The 17,442-nt window shown below is 72.1% G+C and carries 15 protein-coding genes; 5 read left to right on the top strand and 10 right to left on the bottom strand.

The features are described 5' to 3' along the window. Positions 1 to 97 precede the first annotated feature (97 nt). From ACLHRZ_RS22345 to ACLHRZ_RS22330, 4 genes are all read right to left on the bottom strand, one after another. Positions 98 to 793, bottom strand: coding sequence for a demethylmenaquinone methyltransferase (locus ACLHRZ_RS22345; protein ID WP_490420274.1), 696 nt, complete (start codon positions 791 to 793; stop codon positions 98 to 100). Between the two features lie 354 nt (positions 794 to 1,147). Next, positions 1,148 to 1,777 carry an amidohydrolase family protein gene (locus ACLHRZ_RS22340; RefSeq protein WP_490420273.1) on the bottom strand — a complete coding sequence of 210 codons (630 nt, stop codon included), beginning with the start codon at positions 1,775 to 1,777 and terminating at the stop codon, positions 1,148 to 1,150. Positions 1,778 to 1,791: 14 nt separating this feature from the next. Beyond that, the gene (mqnC, locus tag ACLHRZ_RS22335; protein WP_490420272.1) at positions 1,792 to 2,988 is read right to left on the bottom strand and encodes a cyclic dehypoxanthinyl futalosine synthase; all 1,197 of its coding nucleotides are present in this window, start codon (positions 2,986 to 2,988) and stop codon (positions 1,792 to 1,794) included. A 77-nt stretch (positions 2,989 to 3,065) separates the two neighbouring features. Beyond that, positions 3,066 to 4,622 carry a serine/threonine-protein kinase gene (locus ACLHRZ_RS22330; RefSeq protein WP_490420271.1) on the bottom strand — a complete coding sequence of 519 codons (1,557 nt, stop codon included), beginning with the start codon at positions 4,620 to 4,622 and terminating at the stop codon, positions 3,066 to 3,068. A 163-nt stretch (positions 4,623 to 4,785) separates the two neighbouring features. On the opposite strand from ACLHRZ_RS22330, the gene ACLHRZ_RS22325 reads away from it, so the two are divergent. After that, on the top strand, positions 4,786 to 5,886 hold the full coding sequence (locus ACLHRZ_RS22325; protein WP_490420270.1) for an alpha/beta hydrolase: 1,101 nt from the start codon (positions 4,786 to 4,788) through the stop codon (positions 5,884 to 5,886). A 72-nt stretch (positions 5,887 to 5,958) separates the two neighbouring features. On the opposite strand, the gene ACLHRZ_RS22320 is transcribed toward ACLHRZ_RS22325, so the two are convergent. Beyond that, positions 5,959 to 6,831: a menaquinone biosynthetic enzyme MqnA/MqnD family protein gene (locus ACLHRZ_RS22320; protein WP_490420409.1), complete on the bottom strand. Its 873-nt coding sequence runs from the start codon at positions 6,829 to 6,831 to the stop codon at positions 5,959 to 5,961. Between the two features lie 312 nt (positions 6,832 to 7,143). Between ACLHRZ_RS22320 and ACLHRZ_RS22315 the strand changes: the two genes are divergently transcribed. Continuing rightward, the gene (locus tag ACLHRZ_RS22315) at positions 7,144 to 7,347 is read left to right on the top strand and encodes a cold-shock protein (protein WP_490420269.1); all 204 of its coding nucleotides are present in this window, start codon (positions 7,144 to 7,146) and stop codon (positions 7,345 to 7,347) included. A gap of 185 nt (positions 7,348 to 7,532) precedes the next feature. Here ACLHRZ_RS22315 and ACLHRZ_RS22310 read toward each other — a convergent pair whose 3' ends face one another. Beyond that, complete coding sequence (locus tag ACLHRZ_RS22310) at positions 7,533 to 9,293, bottom strand: AMP-dependent synthetase/ligase (protein WP_490420268.1); 1,761 nt, start codon at positions 9,291 to 9,293, stop codon at positions 7,533 to 7,535. Between the two features lie 125 nt (positions 9,294 to 9,418). On the opposite strand from ACLHRZ_RS22310, the gene ACLHRZ_RS22305 reads away from it, so the two are divergent. Both ACLHRZ_RS22305 and ACLHRZ_RS22300 read left to right on the top strand, forming a co-directional pair. Then, on the top strand, positions 9,419 to 10,444 hold the full coding sequence (locus ACLHRZ_RS22305; protein WP_490420267.1) for an AraC family transcriptional regulator: 1,026 nt from the start codon (positions 9,419 to 9,421) through the stop codon (positions 10,442 to 10,444). Between the two features lie 84 nt (positions 10,445 to 10,528). Continuing rightward, positions 10,529 to 11,689 (top strand): lipase family protein, encoded by a 1,161-nt coding sequence (locus tag ACLHRZ_RS22300; RefSeq protein ID WP_490420266.1) that lies wholly within the window; start codon positions 10,529 to 10,531, stop codon positions 11,687 to 11,689. Positions 11,690 to 11,784: 95 nt separating this feature from the next. On the opposite strand, the gene ACLHRZ_RS22295 is transcribed toward ACLHRZ_RS22300, so the two are convergent. Then, a complete protein-coding gene (locus ACLHRZ_RS22295; RefSeq protein WP_490420265.1) occupies positions 11,785 to 13,683 on the bottom strand; it encodes an AMP-dependent synthetase/ligase in 1,899 nt (632 codons plus the stop codon). 208 nt (positions 13,684 to 13,891) lie between these two features. On the opposite strand from ACLHRZ_RS22295, the gene ACLHRZ_RS22290 reads away from it, so the two are divergent. Continuing rightward, positions 13,892 to 14,689 carry a hypothetical protein gene (locus ACLHRZ_RS22290; protein ID WP_490420264.1) on the top strand — a complete coding sequence of 266 codons (798 nt, stop codon included), beginning with the start codon at positions 13,892 to 13,894 and terminating at the stop codon, positions 14,687 to 14,689. 15 nt (positions 14,690 to 14,704) lie between these two features. Here the strand turns inward: ACLHRZ_RS22290 and ACLHRZ_RS22285 are convergent, their stop codons facing one another. The 3 genes from ACLHRZ_RS22285 to ACLHRZ_RS22275 form a co-directional block, all read right to left on the bottom strand. Continuing rightward, on the bottom strand, positions 14,705 to 15,334 hold the full coding sequence (locus ACLHRZ_RS22285; protein WP_490420408.1) for a TetR/AcrR family transcriptional regulator: 630 nt from the start codon (positions 15,332 to 15,334) through the stop codon (positions 14,705 to 14,707). A 145-nt stretch (positions 15,335 to 15,479) separates the two neighbouring features. Then, positions 15,480 to 16,781 carry a dicarboxylate/amino acid:cation symporter gene (locus tag ACLHRZ_RS22280; protein WP_490420263.1) on the bottom strand — a complete coding sequence of 434 codons (1,302 nt, stop codon included), beginning with the start codon at positions 16,779 to 16,781 and terminating at the stop codon, positions 15,480 to 15,482. A 304-nt stretch (positions 16,782 to 17,085) separates the two neighbouring features. Then, positions 17,086 to 17,373 carry a DUF4229 domain-containing protein gene (locus ACLHRZ_RS22275; protein WP_490420262.1) on the bottom strand — a complete coding sequence of 96 codons (288 nt, stop codon included), beginning with the start codon at positions 17,371 to 17,373 and terminating at the stop codon, positions 17,086 to 17,088. Positions 17,374 to 17,442: the final 69 nt, after the last annotated feature.

The following is a 17,442-nucleotide window of genomic DNA, read 5'->3' as shown; positions in this document are numbered from 1 at the left end:
CTCCGGGCTCGGGCGGGAGGTGATCAAGATCGTACCGACCGGGCCCGCCTGCCCATGACAAACGGCCAACCCGCGTCCCGCCCGGGGCGTTTACCCCTTATGCAGGCTTGGTTCCCCGGTGCAGCGCGACGACTCCGCCCGTCAGGTTGCGCCACGCGACCTTCGACCAGCCGGCCTCCTGCAGCCGCGCCGCGAGGGCGGGCTGGTCCGGCCAGGAACGGATCGACTCGGCCAGGTACACGTAGGCGTCCGGGTTGCTGCTGACGGCCCGCGCGACCGGCGGCAGGGCACGCATCAGGTACTCGGTGTAGACCGTGCGGAACGGGGCCCAGACCGGCGTGCTGAACTCGCAGATCACCACGCGGCCGCCCGGCTTCGTCACCCGCAGCAGCTCGCGCAGCGCGTCATCGGTCTCCTGCACGTTGCGCAGCCCGAAGGAGATGGTGACCGCGTCGAAGACGCCGTCCGCGAACGGCAGCCGCGTCGCGTCCCCCGCGGTCAGCGGGAGCCAGGGGTGCCGCTTCTTGCCCTCGCGCAGCATGCCGGTCGAGAAGTCGCACGGCACGACGTATGCGCCGTCGGCGGTGAAGGGGATCGAGGAGGTCCCGGTGCCGGCCGCGAGGTCCAGCACCTTCTCCCCGGGCCGCCCGCCCACGGCCTGCGCCACGGCCTTGCGCCACAGCCGCGCCTGGCCGAGCGAGAGGACGTCGTTGGTCAGGTCGTACTTCGCCGCCACGTCGTCGAACATCGCGGCGACTTCGTGCGGCTGCTTGTCCAGGGATGCTCGCGTCACGGAGTTCATTCTTCACCACGGCCCGGACGGATCTTGGACGGGGACGGCTCGCCGGGGAAGGACCGGCCGCGTCACGGTGCCGACTGCGCCTTCCCGCGGGGCCCCCGCGCCCACGGAACCGCCGGTCCCCCCGCCCGTCACCCCCTCGGCGACGAACGTCCTGCCGGCGGTGCGCGTCCTTGTGACCCGCCGTGTGTCCGTTCGGCAGGGTCCTCCACATTTCGCACCGCGGAACGGCCTTCGACGGCCGTCCCCGCAGTGATCATCCTGCCGGGGAAACGGACGGGGGGCGTCCGCGTTGACGGGGTCCTGACGCGGGGGGCCGACGCCCTGACGCGGCGTTGACGCCCGCGGTCACCGCCCCCGGAACACCAGCCGCCCCGCCAGCACCGTCGCCACGCAGGTGCCCGCGCCCTGCGCCAGCAGTGCGGCCTCGTCCGGTACGTCGAAGGCGGCGAGGTCGGCGCGGGCGCCCACGGTCAGGGGGGCCGCGACGGCGGCCGCCAACTCGCGCGCACCGCGCAGCGGATCGAGGTCCGGCTCGCCGGCCGCCGCCGGGCCCGGCACGACCCGAAGGCCGGACCGCGCCACCGCCGTAGAGACCACCGGGTCGCCGAAGGGGCCCGTGACCGCCGTCGTCCCGTGCCGGAGCATCAGCTGCAGCCCGCGCCGCACGCTGCCCGACCGGCGGGTTTCGGTCGGCTGCAGCGCGGCCAGCCGCTCGCCCGTCAGCATCGCGTCGCCGAGCTCGGCGTACTCGCGCGGATCGGGGTGGTAGGCACGGGTCAGCAGCCACTCGGCATGCGGCTGCCGCAGCCCGGGCGCGAGCACGCCCGGCCAGCGGCGCACGCGGGCACCGGGGTGCGCCGCGGCGACCTCCTCGTACGGGCCGAGCGCCGCGATCCTGTCGCCGTCCACGGCCACCGCCCCGCCGGGCACGGGGACGGCCGTCAGCAGCAGGTCCGCCGCATGGATCGTCAGCACGAGCGGCCCGGCCGTCAGCGGGCGTCGATGATCTGCAGCTCGGGGTGGGCCGTGCCGCCCTCGATCGCCGTCGACGACAGGTGCGAGACGACGCGGTCGTCCACCGGGTCGTTCGCCGGGTCGTCGTGCACGAGCAGGTGCTCGTACGTCGTGGCGCGCTGGGCCGGGACGCGGCCGGCCTTGCGGATGAGGTCGATGATCTCCATGCGGTTGGAGCGGTGCTTGGCACCGGCCGAGGAGACCACGTTCTCCTCCAGCATGATCGAGCCCAGGTCGTCGGCGCCGTAGTGCAGCGACAGCTGGCCGATCTCCTTGCCCGTGGTCAGCCAGGAGCCCTGGATGTGGGCCACGTTGTCCAGGAAGAGCCGCGCGATGGCGATCATCCGCAGGTACTCGAAGATCGTCGCCTGCGTGCGGCCCTTGAGGGCGTTGTTCTGCGGCTGGTACGTGTACGGGATGAACGCGCGGAAGCCGCCCGTGCGGTCCTGCACGTCGCGGATCATCCGCAGGTGCTCGATGCGCTCGGCGTTGGTCTCGCCCGTGCCCATCAGCATGGTGGAGGTCGACTCCACGCCCAGCCCGTGGGCGAGCTCCATGATCTCCAGCCAGCGCTCGCCGGACTCCTTCAGCGGCGCGATGGCCTTGCGCGGCCGCTCCGGCAGCAGCTCGGCGCCCGCGCCCGCGAAGGAGTCGAGGCCGGCTGCGTGGATCCGGCGGATCGCCTCCTCGGCGCTCACGCCGGAGATCCGCGCCATGTGCTCGACCTCGGACGCGCCGAGGGAGTGGATGACGAGCTGCGGGAACTCCTTCTTGATCGCCGCGAAGTGCTCCTCGTAGTACTCCACGCCGTAGTCGGGGTGGTGCCCGCCCTGGAACATGATCTGCGTACCGCCCAGTTCGACGGTCTCCGCGCAGCGGCGCAGGATGTCGTCCAGCGGGCGGGTCCAGACCTTGTCGCTCTTCGGCGGGGCGTAGAAGGCGCAGAACTTGCACGCGGTGACGCACGAGTTCGTGTAGTTGATGTTGCGCTCGATGATGTACGTCGCGATGTGCTCGGTGCCCGCGTAGCGCCGGCGGCGTACGGCGTCCGCGGCGGTGCCGAGCGCGTGCAGCGGCGCGGAGCGGTACAGGTCGAGGGCCTCCTCCGGGGTGATCCGGCCGCCTGCGGCGGCGCGGTCGAGGACGGACTGAAGGTCGGCGTTCTCGGTCACCGGGCGTCCCTTCCGGAGGGTGTCGTGTACGACGATCCACCCTACGCCAGGGGTCCGACGGTCCGGCTGGCGGCCGGTCAACCGCGGCTGCGGGCGAGGGTCGCCGTCGGCCTGCCGCCGGTGGGGTCGCCGGAGGCGAAGGCCAGCTTCCCGCCCGGGGCCAGCGTGTAGGTGACGGTCGCCGTGACGCCCGTGCAGCCGAACCTGAGCTCGCCGTCCGTCACCTCCTCCAGCGTGATCTTCGAGGCGCTCGCCGACAGCAGTTTCGCCTTGCTGTCGCACTCCACGACGCCCAGCGCCGCGTACCGGGTGCGGACCACGTAGGCGCCCTTGCCGCCCGCGGTGACAGTGCTGGTCATCGTGCCGTTGGGGGTGCCGTCGGACTGGACGACGTCGCCGCTCCAGGTGCCGAGGAACGCCCCGGGGACCGAACTCCGGTCCGGCGGGCCGCTCGTGGCGGGACGTCCGGCGGACGCGGCGCCGCCGCCTCCCCCGCCCGGCAGCAGGTCGAAGACGAACACCGCGGTCGTGGCGGCGGCCAGCGCCCCGGCGACGGACAGCACGAGCGTGCAGCTCGCCCGGCGCGAGCGCCGCCCGCCCAGGACGGCCGAGAGCGCGACCCGGCGCGAGCGCGCGGGCAGGGGCGCGGGGACGGCTTCCGGCGCCGGCTCCGTGCTCGCCCCGTACGACGGATCCGGTGGCCCGAACGCCCCGGCGGCGGCCGCCGGTTCCGCCTCCAGATCGAGCAGTCCGACCGCTCGCCGGCTCACCTCCTCCACCACAGGCCCCGGCAGCCACCCCGGCCGCAGCAGCGCCCCCGCCCCGCCCTCCCCGGGCGCGAGGCGGCGTACGAGGTCCTGCGGGGACGGCCGGGCGGAGGGCTCCTTGGCCAGGCAGTCCGCGACCAGCGACCGCAGTCCGCCCGTCAGCGCCGGGCCGAGCACCGGCGGCTCGTGGACGACCTTGTAGAGGAGTGCGGCGGAGCTGTCCCCGGGGAACGGCGGCTCGCCCGTGGCCGCGTAGGCGAGGACCGCGCCCAGCGAGAAGACGTCGGCCGCGCCCGTCACGTCCCGGCCGAGGATCTGCTCGGGCGCCATGTAGCCGGGCGAGCCGACGGAGACCCCGGTGGAGGTGAGGGAGGCCGTGGCCTCCGTGGCCCGCGCGATGCCGAAGTCGACGATGCGGGGGCCGTCCAGGGCCAGCAGCACGTTCGACGGTTTGACGTCCCGGTGCACCAGCCCCCGCGCGTGCACCGCCGTCAGCGCCTCCGCGAGCCCGGCCCCCAGGGCCCGCACCGCGGGCGCGGGCAGCGGGCCCGCGGCGGCGACGGCCTCGGAGAGCGAGGGCCCGGCCACGTACCCGGTCGCCACCCAGGGCACCGCGGCCTCCGGGTCCGCGTCCAGCACGGGCGCCGTCCACGCACCGCCCACGCTGCGGGCCGCCCGCACCTCGCGCCGGAAGCGCTCCCGGAATTGATCATCCGCGGCGAAATGCGGATGGACGGCCTTGACGGCGACCGTGCGCCCTCCCGCACTGCGCCCGAGATACACCCGGCCCATCCCGCCGGCCCCCAGCCGGCCCAGCAGCCGATAGGTCCCGATCACTCGCGGATCTTCCGGCAAAAGCGGTTGCATTCGGGCTCTTCGCCTCCCCCCGGACGGGGCTGCGCGCCCCCCGATTAGCCTATGACGCAATTCACCGGCCGACCGGGAACCCGGGCTCGAGGTTTGCCCATCACCTAGGTCGGAACACCCACCGTCATGTCCTTCGGGGCAGCAAATCGTCCGGAGCGACGCGATGACGCACTCAGCCAACGGGGCCTACCAGTCCCAGGGCCACCGCCGGGCCTCCCGCGCCAAACGATGGATCCTCCTCGTGGCCTGCATAGCCGTGCTCGGCGCGATCGCCTACCCCGTCCTGAACTACTTCGACGTGTTCTCGGACAAGGGCGAGTCGGTCTCCTTCGGCCAGAGTGCGGCCGGCGGTGCGGCCGGCGGTGGGCAGGCGGGCGGCAACAACGGTGCGCCGGCCGACTCCAAGACGCTGATGCCGACGGGCCCGCAGGCCGACTTCAAGGTCGCCAACACCATCGAGGACGGCACCAAGATCGCCGTCACCACCTACACCGGCAAGAAGTCCGGCTTCACCGGCAAGGTGTGGGTCTGGGCCCCGAAGCAGTACAACGACCCGAAGTACAAGAACAGCGGCTTCCCGGTCCTCGTCGCGCTCCCCGGCGGCAACGGCTACCCGATGAACTACTGGATGGGCACCGACCTCAAGCTCGAGTCGTCGATCGCCCAGTGGTCGCAGGAGGGCACGTCGCAGCCCTTCATCGTCGTGATGCCGGTGCTCAACCCGGACAACAAGTACTACTACGACGGCAGCGACATCCCGAACCAGCCCAAGATGGGCACCTGGCTCTCCGAGGACGTCCCGGACCTGGTGCGGGAGAACTTCCGCACGCTGAAGTCGCGTGACGGCTGGGCGTTCATGGGCTCCTCCTCCGGCGGCTTCTCCGGCCTGAAGGCCGTGCTGCAGAAGCCCGACAAGTTCAAGGCCGTGATCGCCTCCGGCCCGGACATCGTCCCGGACTCCCCGCTGTGGGCCGGCCACGACCAGGAGAAGGCCGCCAACAACCCCGAGCTCCTGGCCCAGAAGCTGATCGACACCAAGGGCCCGGACGTCTACCTCGCCTTCCAGTACGGCACGAAGGAGACGTCGGTGATCCCGAAGGTGGACAAGTTCATCGCCACCTACGGGAACAAGGGGCCGATCCACACCCACCTGCAGGTCATCCAGGGCGGCGAGCACAACGCCAAGACCTATGTGAAGGGCATGGGCGACAGCTCCATGAAGTGGATCAGCGATCACATGGAGGGGCCGACGCCCTCCTCCTGATCCGCACAGGACGCACACGCGCAAGAGCCCCCGGGGACGTTCCCCGGGGGCTCTTGCGCTGCGGGCGGCGGTTCAGCCCTCCAGCAGTCGCACCCGCACGTCCGCCGGGAAGCCCGTCGTGGGTCCCGTGCGGCGCGCGAACTCCGTCACGCCGGCCAGCTGGTCCGGGCCGAAGCGGAAGTCCAGCGTGGTGAAGTACCGCTCCAGCAGCCCGGCGTCGAAGGCCTCCCAGCGCGCCGCCTGCTCGGCCACCTTGGCGACCTCCTCCAGGGAGACGTCCCGGGACTCCAGGAAGGCCTGGTGCACCTTGGAGACGATGCGCGGCTCACGGGCCAGGTAGTCGCGGCGCGCGGCCCACACGGCGAAGACGAACGGCAGGCCCGTCCAGTCCTTCCACATCTGCCCGAGGTCGTGCACCTCGAGCCCGAGCTTCGGGGCGTCGTGCAGCGAGGCCCGCAGCGCGGCGTCGCCGATGAGGACGGCGGCGTCCGCCTCCTGCATCATCAGGCTGAGGTCCGGCGGGCAGGTGTAGTAGTCCGGCTGTACGCCGTACCGCTCGGCGAGCAGCAGTTCGGCCAGGCGCACGGAGGTGCGCGAGGTGGAGCCGAGGGCGACGCGCGCCCCGTCCAGCTGCTCCAGGGGCCGCTGGGAGACGATGATGCAGGACATCACGGGGCCGTCGCAGCCGACGGCGATGTCCGGCAGCGCGACGAGGTCGTCCGCGTTTCTCAGGAACTCCACGAGCGTGATCGGCCCGATGTCCAGGTCGCCGTTCACGAGCTGCTCGCTGAGCTTCTCGGGGGTGTCCTTGGTCAGATCCAGATCGAGCAGCGTGCCGGTCCGGGCGAGGCCCCAGTAGAGGGGCAGGCAGTTGAGAAACTGGATGTGGCCGACGCGCGGGCGGCTGCGGAGGCTCGGGGGCCCGTCCTGCGGGTCCGCCGCGATCGCTACATCCGAGGCTGAATTGTCCACATGCGGAGGCTAGCCCCGCCTCCTCCCGGGCGCTGTGCCGGGGTCCCTCCCGTCGCCGGGACCAAAGATGGAGCCTTTCCGCCCGGAGAGGGCCGAAAACCCACCTTGGGCGTGATCTTCAACTCTTTCCCCGCGAGAAGCCCGCGTGCTAGGCTCGCCGCAAGTTGCAGTTTGGTTTCCCTTGCAGTACAGAGCCTGCGGAGCATGTGACCCGCAGGCTTTTGTAGTTTTCAGACTTCTCGCAGGTTCTGGAGCAGGGCAACCCTTTGGCCCATAGGAGGGCTTATGGCTACCGGAACCGTGAAGTGGTTCAACGCTGAAAAGGGCTTTGGCTTCATCGCCCAGGACGGCGGGGGCCCCGACGTCTTCGTTCACTACTCCGCGATCAACGCTGCCGGCTTCCGCTCCCTCGAGGAGAACCAGCTGGTCAACTTCGACGTCACCCAGGGCCCGAAGGGCCCGCAGGCGGAGAACGTCACCCCGCAGTAATCATCCACTGCGGGCTGATCGCGGCCTACGTGCAGTACCCAAGGAGCCCTGCCCCCCGCTTCGGCGAGGGGTGGGGCTCCTGCCTTTTCCGGCACGGGGCGGGCTGCGGATTTTCCGCCTATTCACCCACACGCATCACCCCTTTCACTTGTTTCCCCGGCCGTTTTTGTACCCCCTTTTGTGCGTCATTCCTCCGTACGTTCGTACAACGCATCGATTTCGGCCGCATGGCGTTCCGTGACCGCGGCCCGGCGGAGTTTCAGGGAGGGCGTGAGCATGCCGTTCTCCACGGAGAAGTCCTCGTCCAGGATGTGGAAGGCACGGATCCGGGCGGGCCGGGAGAGCTGCCCGTTCGCCGTCCGGACCGCCTCCTCGCACAGTCGCCGGACCGCCGGGTGCCGGGCGGCGGGCGCGGTGAGCGCGACGCCCTCCCGGGCGGCCCAGGCCGTGATCTCGTCCGCGTCGAGCGTGAGCAGGGCGACGGGGTACGGACGGCGGTCGCCGACCATGACCGCGCGGGAGATCCAGCGCGACTGCTGCAGGGCGAACTCGGCCAGCGCCGGGGTGAGGTTCTTGCCGCCCGACGTGATGACGATGTCCTTCTTGCGGCCGGTGATGCGCAGGTAGCCGTCCGCGTCCAGGCTGCCGAGGTCGCCCGTGTGCAGCCAGCGGTCCGCGTCCAGCACTTCGGCGGTCGCGGCGGGGTTGCCGTGGTAGCCGGGGAACACCCCGGGCCCCCGGGCCAGCACCTCGCCGTCCCCGGCGATCCGCACCTCGACGCCCTCGATCGGCCGCCCGACCGTGCCGGGGCGGACGGCGCCGGGGTGGTTGAGGCTGATGACGCCGCCGGACTCGGTCATGCCGTAGCCCTCGAAGATCTGCAGGCCGCAGGCGCGCAGGAAGTCCATCGTCTGCGGGGCGATGGGGGCGGCCCCGGTGAGGGCCCAGCGCAGCCGTCCGCCGAAGACCGCCCGGACGAGCGGGAACAGCCCGGCCTCCGCCGCCTCCCACGCGGCCTTCGCCTCTCCCGCGAGCTCCTCGCCCCGCTCGCGGGCGCCGGCCGCCGCGAGCCCGGCCCGCACGGCCGCGTCGAACCGCTCCCGGCCGTCCGGATCGCGGGACTCCGCGAGCGCGAGGACGGAGGCGTGCACCTTCTCGAACAGCCGTGGCACGGACGGCAGATGCGTGGGCCGCACCTCGGCCAGCTCGGCCACGACGTTCTCGATCCGGCCGCCGAAGTAGCACAGGGTGCTGCCGCGGCCCAGCGCGGTCAGCTGGACGAGCTGCGCGAGCACATGGGCGAGCGGCAGGTAGAGGTACGTGGTGTCGCCGGGGCCGCCCTCCTGGAGAGGCCCGGTGGCGTCCAGGACGGCGCCGAGGTTGCCGTGCGTGAGCCGGCAGCCCTTGGGCAGACCGGTGGTGCCGGAGGTGTAGACGATGGCGCACAGGTCGCCCGCGGTGCGCTGTGCGCCCTGCGCCAGGAGTTCGGCCAGGGGCGCGTCGGCTGGCAGCGCGCCCCACTCGTCCATCCGCACCACGTGCCGCACTCCGGGCGCCTTCCCGCGGACGCCCGCCACGCGGTCCGCCTGCGCGGCGTTCTCGCAGACGACGACGCAGGCGCCCGAGTCGTCCAGCACCCAGGCGAGTTCGTCCTCGCCCGCCGTCGGGTACACCGGCACCACGACGGCCCCCGCGGCCAGCACCGCGAAGTACGTGTAGGTCCACTCCGGACGGGTCTCGGCCAGGACGGCCACCCGGTCGCCGGGGCGCACCCCCAGACCGATCAGTGCGCGCCCGCCCGTCCGCACGGTCTCGCGCAGCTGCGCGTAGCCGACCTCCGTCCAGCCGTCCCCCGCAGGGGACTTGAAGCGCAGGGCGGGCAGCTCCCCGTACTCCGCCCCCGCCCGTTCCATGAACTCCGCGAGCGTGCCGGGCCGTTGTCTCATGAGCCTCCGCCTCCCCGGGAACCGTGCGCAGGAACACCCGACGCTAGGAAGCGCCCGCCCGCCGCGCGATGACCGGAACGGTCGGCACCACTGACTCGAACGCTCAACGGCGCTACCGTGCCCGCATGAGCGGGCGGACGGTCACCGTGCACTGCGTACGGGCCGCGCTGGGCGGGGCGCAGCGGCTCGGGATCGACACCGTGCCCCTGCTGCAGGAGGCGCGGATCGCGCCGCTGCTGCTGGGGGACGAGCGGGCGCGCGTCACGCCCGAGCAGTTCGCCCGGCTGGTGCGGGGGCTGCACCGGGCGACCGGCGACGAGTTCCTCGGGCTCGGCACGGCGCCGAGCCGGCCCGGGACGTTCGCCATGATGTGCCACGCCTGCATCGGCTGCCGCGACCTGGGCGCGGCACTGGAGCGGGCCGCGCGGTTCTACGGGCTCTTCCCCGGCGGGCCGGACCTGGCCCTCGAACGCCACGGCGGGGACGCCGTGTTCACGCTCCGCAGCGACCTGCGGGAGCAGGCGGAGGGGCGGTTCCTCGCCGAGTGCCTGATGATCATCTGGCACCGGCTGGCGAGCTGGCTGATCGGCCGCCGGATCGCCCTGCACCGGGCCGCCTTCGCGCACGCCGCCCCGCTCTGCGCCGCGGACTACGGGGCGGTGTTCGGCTGCCCGGTGCGGTTCGGGGCGGAGCGCACGGGGGCGGGGTTCGACGCGCGGTGGCTGGCGGCGCCCGTGGTGCGGGACGAGGCCGGGGTGGCGGAGCTGCTGCGCCGGGCCCCGGCCGAGCTGCTCAGCCGCCGCGAGTACGGCACGACCGTCGCCGAGCAGGTGCGGCACTCGTTCCTGCGGGCGCTGCGCGAGGGACGGCCGGCCCGGCTGCCGGAGGTGGCGCAGATCGCGGAGCGGCTGGCGGTGAGCCCGGCGACGCTGCGGCGCAGGCTGCAGGCGGAGGGCACCTCGTACCGGCGGCTGGTGGACCAGGTGCGCCGCGAGGCGGCCATCGCGGGGCTCGCGGAGGGACGGGAGCCGATCGCGGAGCTCGCGGTGCGGCTCGGGTTCTCCGAGGACACCGCCTTCCACCGGGCGTTCCGCCGCTGGACGGGCACCACGCCCGGCGCGTACCGGGGCTACCGCGGTCAGCAAAACTGAGCGTTCCGACCAGCACCGGTTCCGCCCGGCGGTCACTACGGTCACCCCAACTCGTACTACCTCACCGGTCAGTTGGGAGTCCGCATGCCCCTGCACCGCTTGCGCACCACCGTCGCCGCCGTCGCCGCGCTGGCCGTCTCGCTGGGTCTGTCCGGGATCCGTCCCGCGACGGCCGCCGGCGCCGACGGCACGCCCGGCGACATCGTCACCTCCGCGCCCACCTCCTTCCATCCGTTGCCCGGCCAGCCGACCGACACCCGGGCCTGGCACATCACGTACCGCTCGACCACGGCCAAGGGCGCGCCGAACGTCGTGTCGGGCACGGTGATCGTCCCCCAGGACGGCCGCACGGGCCCGCGCCCGCTGGTCACGTACGCCGTCGGGACGGTCGGCATGGCCGACTCCTGCGCGCCGTCGGCGGGCTTCCCCTACGGGACGACCGTCGAGGCCAACCTGATCCAGCAACTCACCTGGCGCGGCTGGGCCGTCGCCGTCACCGACTACGAGGGCCTGGGCACCCCCGGCGACCACACCTACACGGTCGGCCGGTCCGAGGGCCACGCCGTCCTGGACGCGGCCCGCGCGGCGCTGCGGCTGCCCGCGGCCGGGCTCGGGCCGGACACGCCCGTCGGCATCATGGGCTACTCGCAGGGCGGCCAGGCCAGTAGTTGGGCCGCCGAGCTGCACGACTCGTACGCACCCGAACTGAACGTCAAGGGCACGGCCACCGGCGGCGTCCCGGCCGACCTGCTCAAGGTCGCGGACTACAACAACGGCGGCATCGGCGCAGGCCTGATCCTCATGGCCGCCGTGGGCCAGAACGCGGCCTACCCCGAACTCCGCCTGGACCGGTACCTCAACGACCGCGGCCGCCACTACGTGGACTTCCTGAAGCACAACTGCGTGGCGATCAACACAGCGGCGGGGCTCTTCAAGCGCATATCGGACGTGACGGTCAAGAACCCGCTGTACGAACCGGATTGGCAGCGCGTGCTGCGCTCGTCGAACCTGGGGACGCATGCACCGGACCGTCCGGTGTACCTGTACCACGGGACGCTCGACGAACTGATCCCGTACGGGGTGGGGAAGCAGCTGCGCACCGACTGGTGCGCCGAGGGCGCGACGGTGCGCTGGACGTCGCTGCCGCTTGCCGAGCATGTGGTGGGCGCCATTGCGGGGTCGGTGCCGGCGGCCGATTGGCTTGCAGCCCGCTTTGCCGGTGCCCCTGCGGGGAGCAACTGCTGATCGGCTGCAGGCCGGTGGGGGCTTGTCGCGCAGTTCCCCGCGCCCCTTTCGGGGCGCGGGGAACTGCGCGAGCAACCAAGGGCGGCCCGCAGATGTCAGCGCTCGTAAAGCCCCTCGACCTCCTCGGCAAAGTCCCGCACTATGACGGCCCGCCGCAGCTTCAGCGAAGGCGTCAGGTGCCCCGCCTCCTCGGTGAAGTCCACCGGCAACACGGCGAACCGCCGTATCGACTCGGCCCTCGACACGAGGCGATTGGCCTCGTCAACCGCCTCCTGGAGGTCGGACCGCAGCATGGGGTCCGACACCAGTTCTTCGACCGGCACCCCCTCCATCCCCCGCATCTTCTGCCAGTGCGCCAGCCCGTCCGCCTCCAGCGTCAACAGCGCGGCGACGTAAGGCCGGTCGTCGCCGACGACGATCGCCTGGCCCACCAGCGGGTGCGCCCGGAGCCGGTCCTCCAGGGGTGCCGGGGCCACGTTCTTGCCGCCGCTCGTGACGAGCAGCTCCTTCTTCCGGCCCGTGATCGTCAGGTACCCATCGGCGTCGAGCGCCCCCAGGTCGCCCGTGGCGAACCACTCCCCCGCGGCGGGCGGCACCGCCGCACTGCGCTCCGCGTTCCAGTAGCCCGGGAAGACGAGGCCCCCGGACAGCAGCACCTCGCCGTCGTCGGCGATGCGCACCCGGCACCCGGGCAGCGGCCAGCCCACCGTGCCCAGTTTGGGCCGCAGCGGCGGGGTGACCGTCGCGGCGGCCGTGGTCTCCGTCAGGCCGTAGCCCTCGAAGACCTCCATGCCGGCGCCCGCGTAGAACGCCCCGAGCCGCCGGCCGAGCGGCGAGCCGCCGGTCAGGACGTAGCGCACGCGCCCGCCCAGGGCGGCGCGCAGTTTCCGGTAGACCAGGGGCCCGTAGAGCGCCCGCTCCGCGCGCAGCCGCACCCCGGGCCCGGGGCCGGTGCCGAGGCGGCCGGCCTCCACGGCCTCGCCGTACTCCCGCGCCACGGCGGCCGCGCGGTCGTACACGGCGGCGCGGCCGAGCCGTTCGGCGGTGGCTCTGCCGCTGTTGTAGATCTTCTCCAGGACGTAGGGGATGGCGGGCAGGAACGTCGGCCTGAACCCCTCCAGATCCGCGCGCAGTTCCTCGGTCCGCAGGGACGGCGCATGGCCCAGCCGGACGCGGGCGCGCAGGCAGCCGACGGCCACCATCCGGCCGAAGACGTGCGAGAGCGGCAGGAAGAGCAGGGTGGCGGCCGGGTCCTTGCTCACGGACCTGAAGACCGGGTGCAGCAGTTCGGTCGTGTTGTCGACCTCGGCGAAGAAATTGGCGTGGGTGAGGACGCAGCCCTTGGGGCGCCCGGTGGTGCCGGAGGTGTAGATGAGGGTGGCGACGTCCTCGGGGCGCCGCGCGGCGCGCCGTTCGGTGACGGCGGAGTCCGGTAACGGGCGTCCGGCGTCCATGAGTTGCGGGATGCACCCGTCGTCGAACCGCCACACATGGGCGAGCCGGGACAGTTGCGCGCGCTCGCCCTCGACGAGCGCGGCCTGCTCCGCGCCCTCGACGGCCACGGCGGCCGCGCCCGAGTCCTGGAGGATCCAGCGCACCTGCAGGGCGGAGGAGGTCGGGTAGACGGGGACGGTGACCAGGCCCGCGGCCCAGCCGGCGCAGTCCAGCAGGGTCCACTCGTACCGGGTACGGGCCATGATCGCGAGCCGGTCGCCGGGCTGCAGCCCCCGGGCGATCAGGCCCTTGGCCACGCCGGCGACCTCGGCGGCGAAGGCGGCGGCGGTCACGTCGCGCCAGGTGCCGTCGTCCTGCTTGCGGCCGAGGACGACGTCCAGCGGCGCGGCGGCGGCGTTGAGGAAGGGCAGGTCGCCGAGCGAGCCCTGCCGGACGGGCGGGACGAGGGAGGGGACGTGCGCCTCGCGGACGGTGCCGTCGACGGCCGTCGTCCGCGGCGGGACGAGGGAGGGGGCGGTGACGCTGTGCGGTACGGACACGTGCGGCTCCTGTTCCGAGAAACCCACAACTTGCCTTACTCGGCGGTAATTTCCCGGTGAATGTACGCCTGAAGGCCCACCTCCTCCACCCCGCCTCTAGTCCTTACGGCCAGCACACACCTGCCCTTTTTGCCGATCCATGCGGCATTGCGCCCGAAATAGCGTGGCTCGCATCGAACCCCCACTCCGTAAGGAGATGCAGAGCCCCATGAACACCACCCGGCGCACCGCCCTCCGCACCGCCATCGCCGCGACCGTCCTCACCGGCGCCGTCGCGGTCCCCACCGCCGCGTTCGCCGCCGACGGCGACTCGGCCCCGGGCAGCTCCGCCCCCGCGTCCGCATCCTCGAAATCGCACACGGTCGACATCGGCGGCGGCATGGAGGCCGAGATCAAGGACGGCAAGGCGTACCTGAAGCAGACAGGCAGCGGCAAGGTCTTCGCGGCCCTGGAGAAGGGCCAGAGCTACACCGACGGCATCTACGTCCACTTCGACGGCCAGAACGTCACCGCCAAGACCCAGGGCGACGACAAGAAGGACGACAAGAAGAAGGACGAGGGCACGTCCTCCTCCCGCACCGTCCAGCTCAAGGACGGCAAGTACGCCGTGATCACCAAGCTCGCGGACGGCTCGTACAAGGCCGTCGTCACGGGCCCGGACGGATTCGTCTTCGGCACCCTCACCGCCAAGTCCCCCTCTCTCACCCTGGACGGTGGCCTGAAGGTGACGCTGGACCAGAAGACCGGCAAGATCACCCAGTCCACGACGGGCGGTTCGAAGGAGCAGTCGAAGGACCAGGCGAAGGATCCGGCGAAGGAGAAGAAGAACACCCCCGCCCCGGACGCCAAGAAGCTCCCCAAGGGCGGCGTGGCCGCGGGCGAGGCGCCCGGTCAGGGGACGGCGGACACCGACCCGGCCCTCATCGGCGGTGCCCTCGCCGCGGCCGGCGTCCTGGGCGGCACCGGCGTCCTGCTGGCCCGCCGCCGCCCCGGCACGGAGCGCTGAGCGGACCCGGGAGGATCACGGGCGAACGGGCGCCCAGCGCCGCCCGTTCAGCAGGTTCTCCAGCCCCGCCCACGCCACGTTCATCAGCGTCGCCGCCGTCTCCTTCGCCGGAGGGGCGGCGTCCGCACGGGTGTTGGCCCAGCCGGCCAGCGACTCGGCGGCGCCGACGAGGGCGTGCGCGAGGCCGGAGACCTCCTGGGCGTCCAGGGGCGCGCCGGCCCGCTCCGGGTCCAGGCCCGCGGCCGCGATCAGCTGCGTCACGAAGTCGACGATCTCCTGGCGCAGTTCGGCCAGGGTGCGGGCGAACGGCTCGCCGTGGATGCGCGCCGGGCAGCTGAGCATCGCCCAGGCCGAGGGGTACGCGGCGGTGTGCGCGAAGAAGGCCCGCAGCCCGCACCACAGCCGCCGGTCGGCGGAGTCCTCGGGGTCCGCGGCGGACTGCACCGCGTCCAGCAGCGCCCGCGACTCGCGCCGGATGCAGGCGCCGTACAGCTCCTCCTTGGAGTTCAGGTAGAGGTACACCAGCGGCTTGGAGGCTCCGGCCAGTTCGGCGATCTCGTCCATCGAGGCCGCGCTGTAGCCGCGCCGGGCGAAGACCTCCACGGCGGCGTCGAGCATCTGGCGCTCACGAACGGCCCGGGGCATGCGCTTGGCCTTGCCCGTGGTCACAGGCCGGGCCTTCTGTGCAGTAGTCACGACAAAACGTCCCTCCGCCCCCGCTACATTACCGACAGGTAATGTCACGGAGCGGAGGGACGTCAAGGGTGGAGATCAAGCCGTAGCGGAACGGCTACGCGGCGACCGGGACGGGCTCCGCCTCCAGGTTGGCGCCGTCGGCCGTCTCGAACGCGCGGCGGTCGAGGATGTTCTCCCGCGCGGCGACGATGATCGGGATCACCGACTGGCCCGCCACGTTGGTGGCCGTGCGCATCATGTCCACGATCGGGTCTATCGCCAGCAGCAGGCCCACGCCCGCCATCGGCAGGCCCAGCGTCGACAAAGTCAGCGTCAGCATCACCGTGGCACCGGTCAGACCGGCCGTGGCGGCCGAGCCGATGACCGAGACGAAGGCGATCAGCAGGTAGTCGCGCAGCTGCAGCGGGACACCGAAGACCTGCGCCACGAAGATCGCGGCGATGGCCGGGTAGATGGAGGCGCAGCCGTCCATCTTGGTCGTCGCGCCGAACGGCACCGCGAAGGAGGTGTACTCCTTCGGCACCCCGAGGCGCTCCGTCACCTTCTGCGTCAGCGGCATCGTGCCCACGGAGGAGCGGGAGACGAAGGCGAGCTGGATGGCCGGCCAGGCACCCTTGAAGAACTGCAGCGGGTTGACCTTGGCGACGGTGGCGAGCAGCAGCGGGTAGACGCCGAAGAGGACGATGGCGCAGCCGACGTAGATGTCGGCGGTGAACGTCGCGTACTTGCCGATCAGGTCCCAGCCGTACTTGTAGACGGCCCGGCCGACGAGGCCCAGGCTGCCCAGCGGGGCGAGCCGGATGACCCACCACAGGACCTTCTGCAGCAGCTCCAGCACGGACTCGGAGAAGGTGAGCAGCGGCTGCGCCTTCTCGCCGATCTGCAGGACGGCGACGCCGGCGACGGCGGCCATGAAGACGATCTGCAGCACGTTCAGCTGGGTGAACGGCGTGATGACGTCGGTCGGGACGATGCCGGTGATGAAGTCCAGCCAGGAGCCGTGCTTCTTGGGCGCGGCGCCGTCGGCGGCGGTCAGGCCGGTGCCGGAGCCGGGGTGGGTGAGCAGGCCGATCGCCAGGCCGATGCTGACCGCGATCAGCGACGTGATCATGAACCACATCAGGGTGCGGGTCGCCAGCCGGGCGGCGTTGGCGACGTTCCGCAGATTGGTGATCGACACCAGGATGGCGAAGAAGACCAGCGGGGCGACCACGACCATCAGCAGCTGGACGAAGAGGCTGCCGATCTTGTCGAGGGTCACCTGGAGCCAGTGGACGTCACCGCTCTTGGCGACCCAGCCGAGCAGGGCGCCCAGCACGAGGGCGAGCAGGATCTGGGCCCAGAACGGGACCTTGGGTATGCGGCCGCGCAGGGCGGACGAGGGCGTCGAGGACAACGGAGAACTCCGGGTGCAGACGGGAAGTCAGGGGAAGAGCGACGTCAGCGGCTGCAACAGGCCGCGGAGAAACAGCGGCAGAGATCGACGTGCAGGCGCGCCACGAGCCGGAGGCCCGTGGGGATGCGGTGCGCTGCTGCTGTCTTCATGTCGAACACGTTAACACCCGGACTTTGAGCGCCCCAAAGAATTACTTTGGGACCGGGAGGCGCAGAAGCCCCGGAAAGCCCCCGAAACGCCGCATGCCGCGCACGGAGTTGAGAACTCCGTGCGCGGCATGCGCAGGCAATGCGTGTGACGAGGCTTACACCCCGTCCTCCTGGCCCGCGTTGGCCTCCAGGCGGGCCTTGGCGCGGTCCACCCGCTCACTGATCTGCACCGACATCGCGTCCCGCTGCTTGCGCAGCAGCACGAAGCTCAGCGGTGCGGAGATCACGAGCGCGACGAGCACCATCCAGAACACGTTCGAACCGCCCACGCCCAGCGGGATGACATGGAGGTAGCAGAGCACCCACACGGCCCCGAAGCAGGCGACGAGCAGGGCCACGCGCAGCGCGGTGTAGCGGAGCGATGCGAACTTGTTGCTGCTCACGGACAGGACCTTCTTCTGGGGCTCGGGGGACTGACGCGGAACGGTCTGTTCCAGTCAAACACAAGCCGT

Source organism: Streptomyces sp. AM25, from assembly GCF_058146165.1.
Note: the sequence above shows the minus strand (reverse complement) of the source record. Positions and strands in the feature narration are given on the sequence as shown.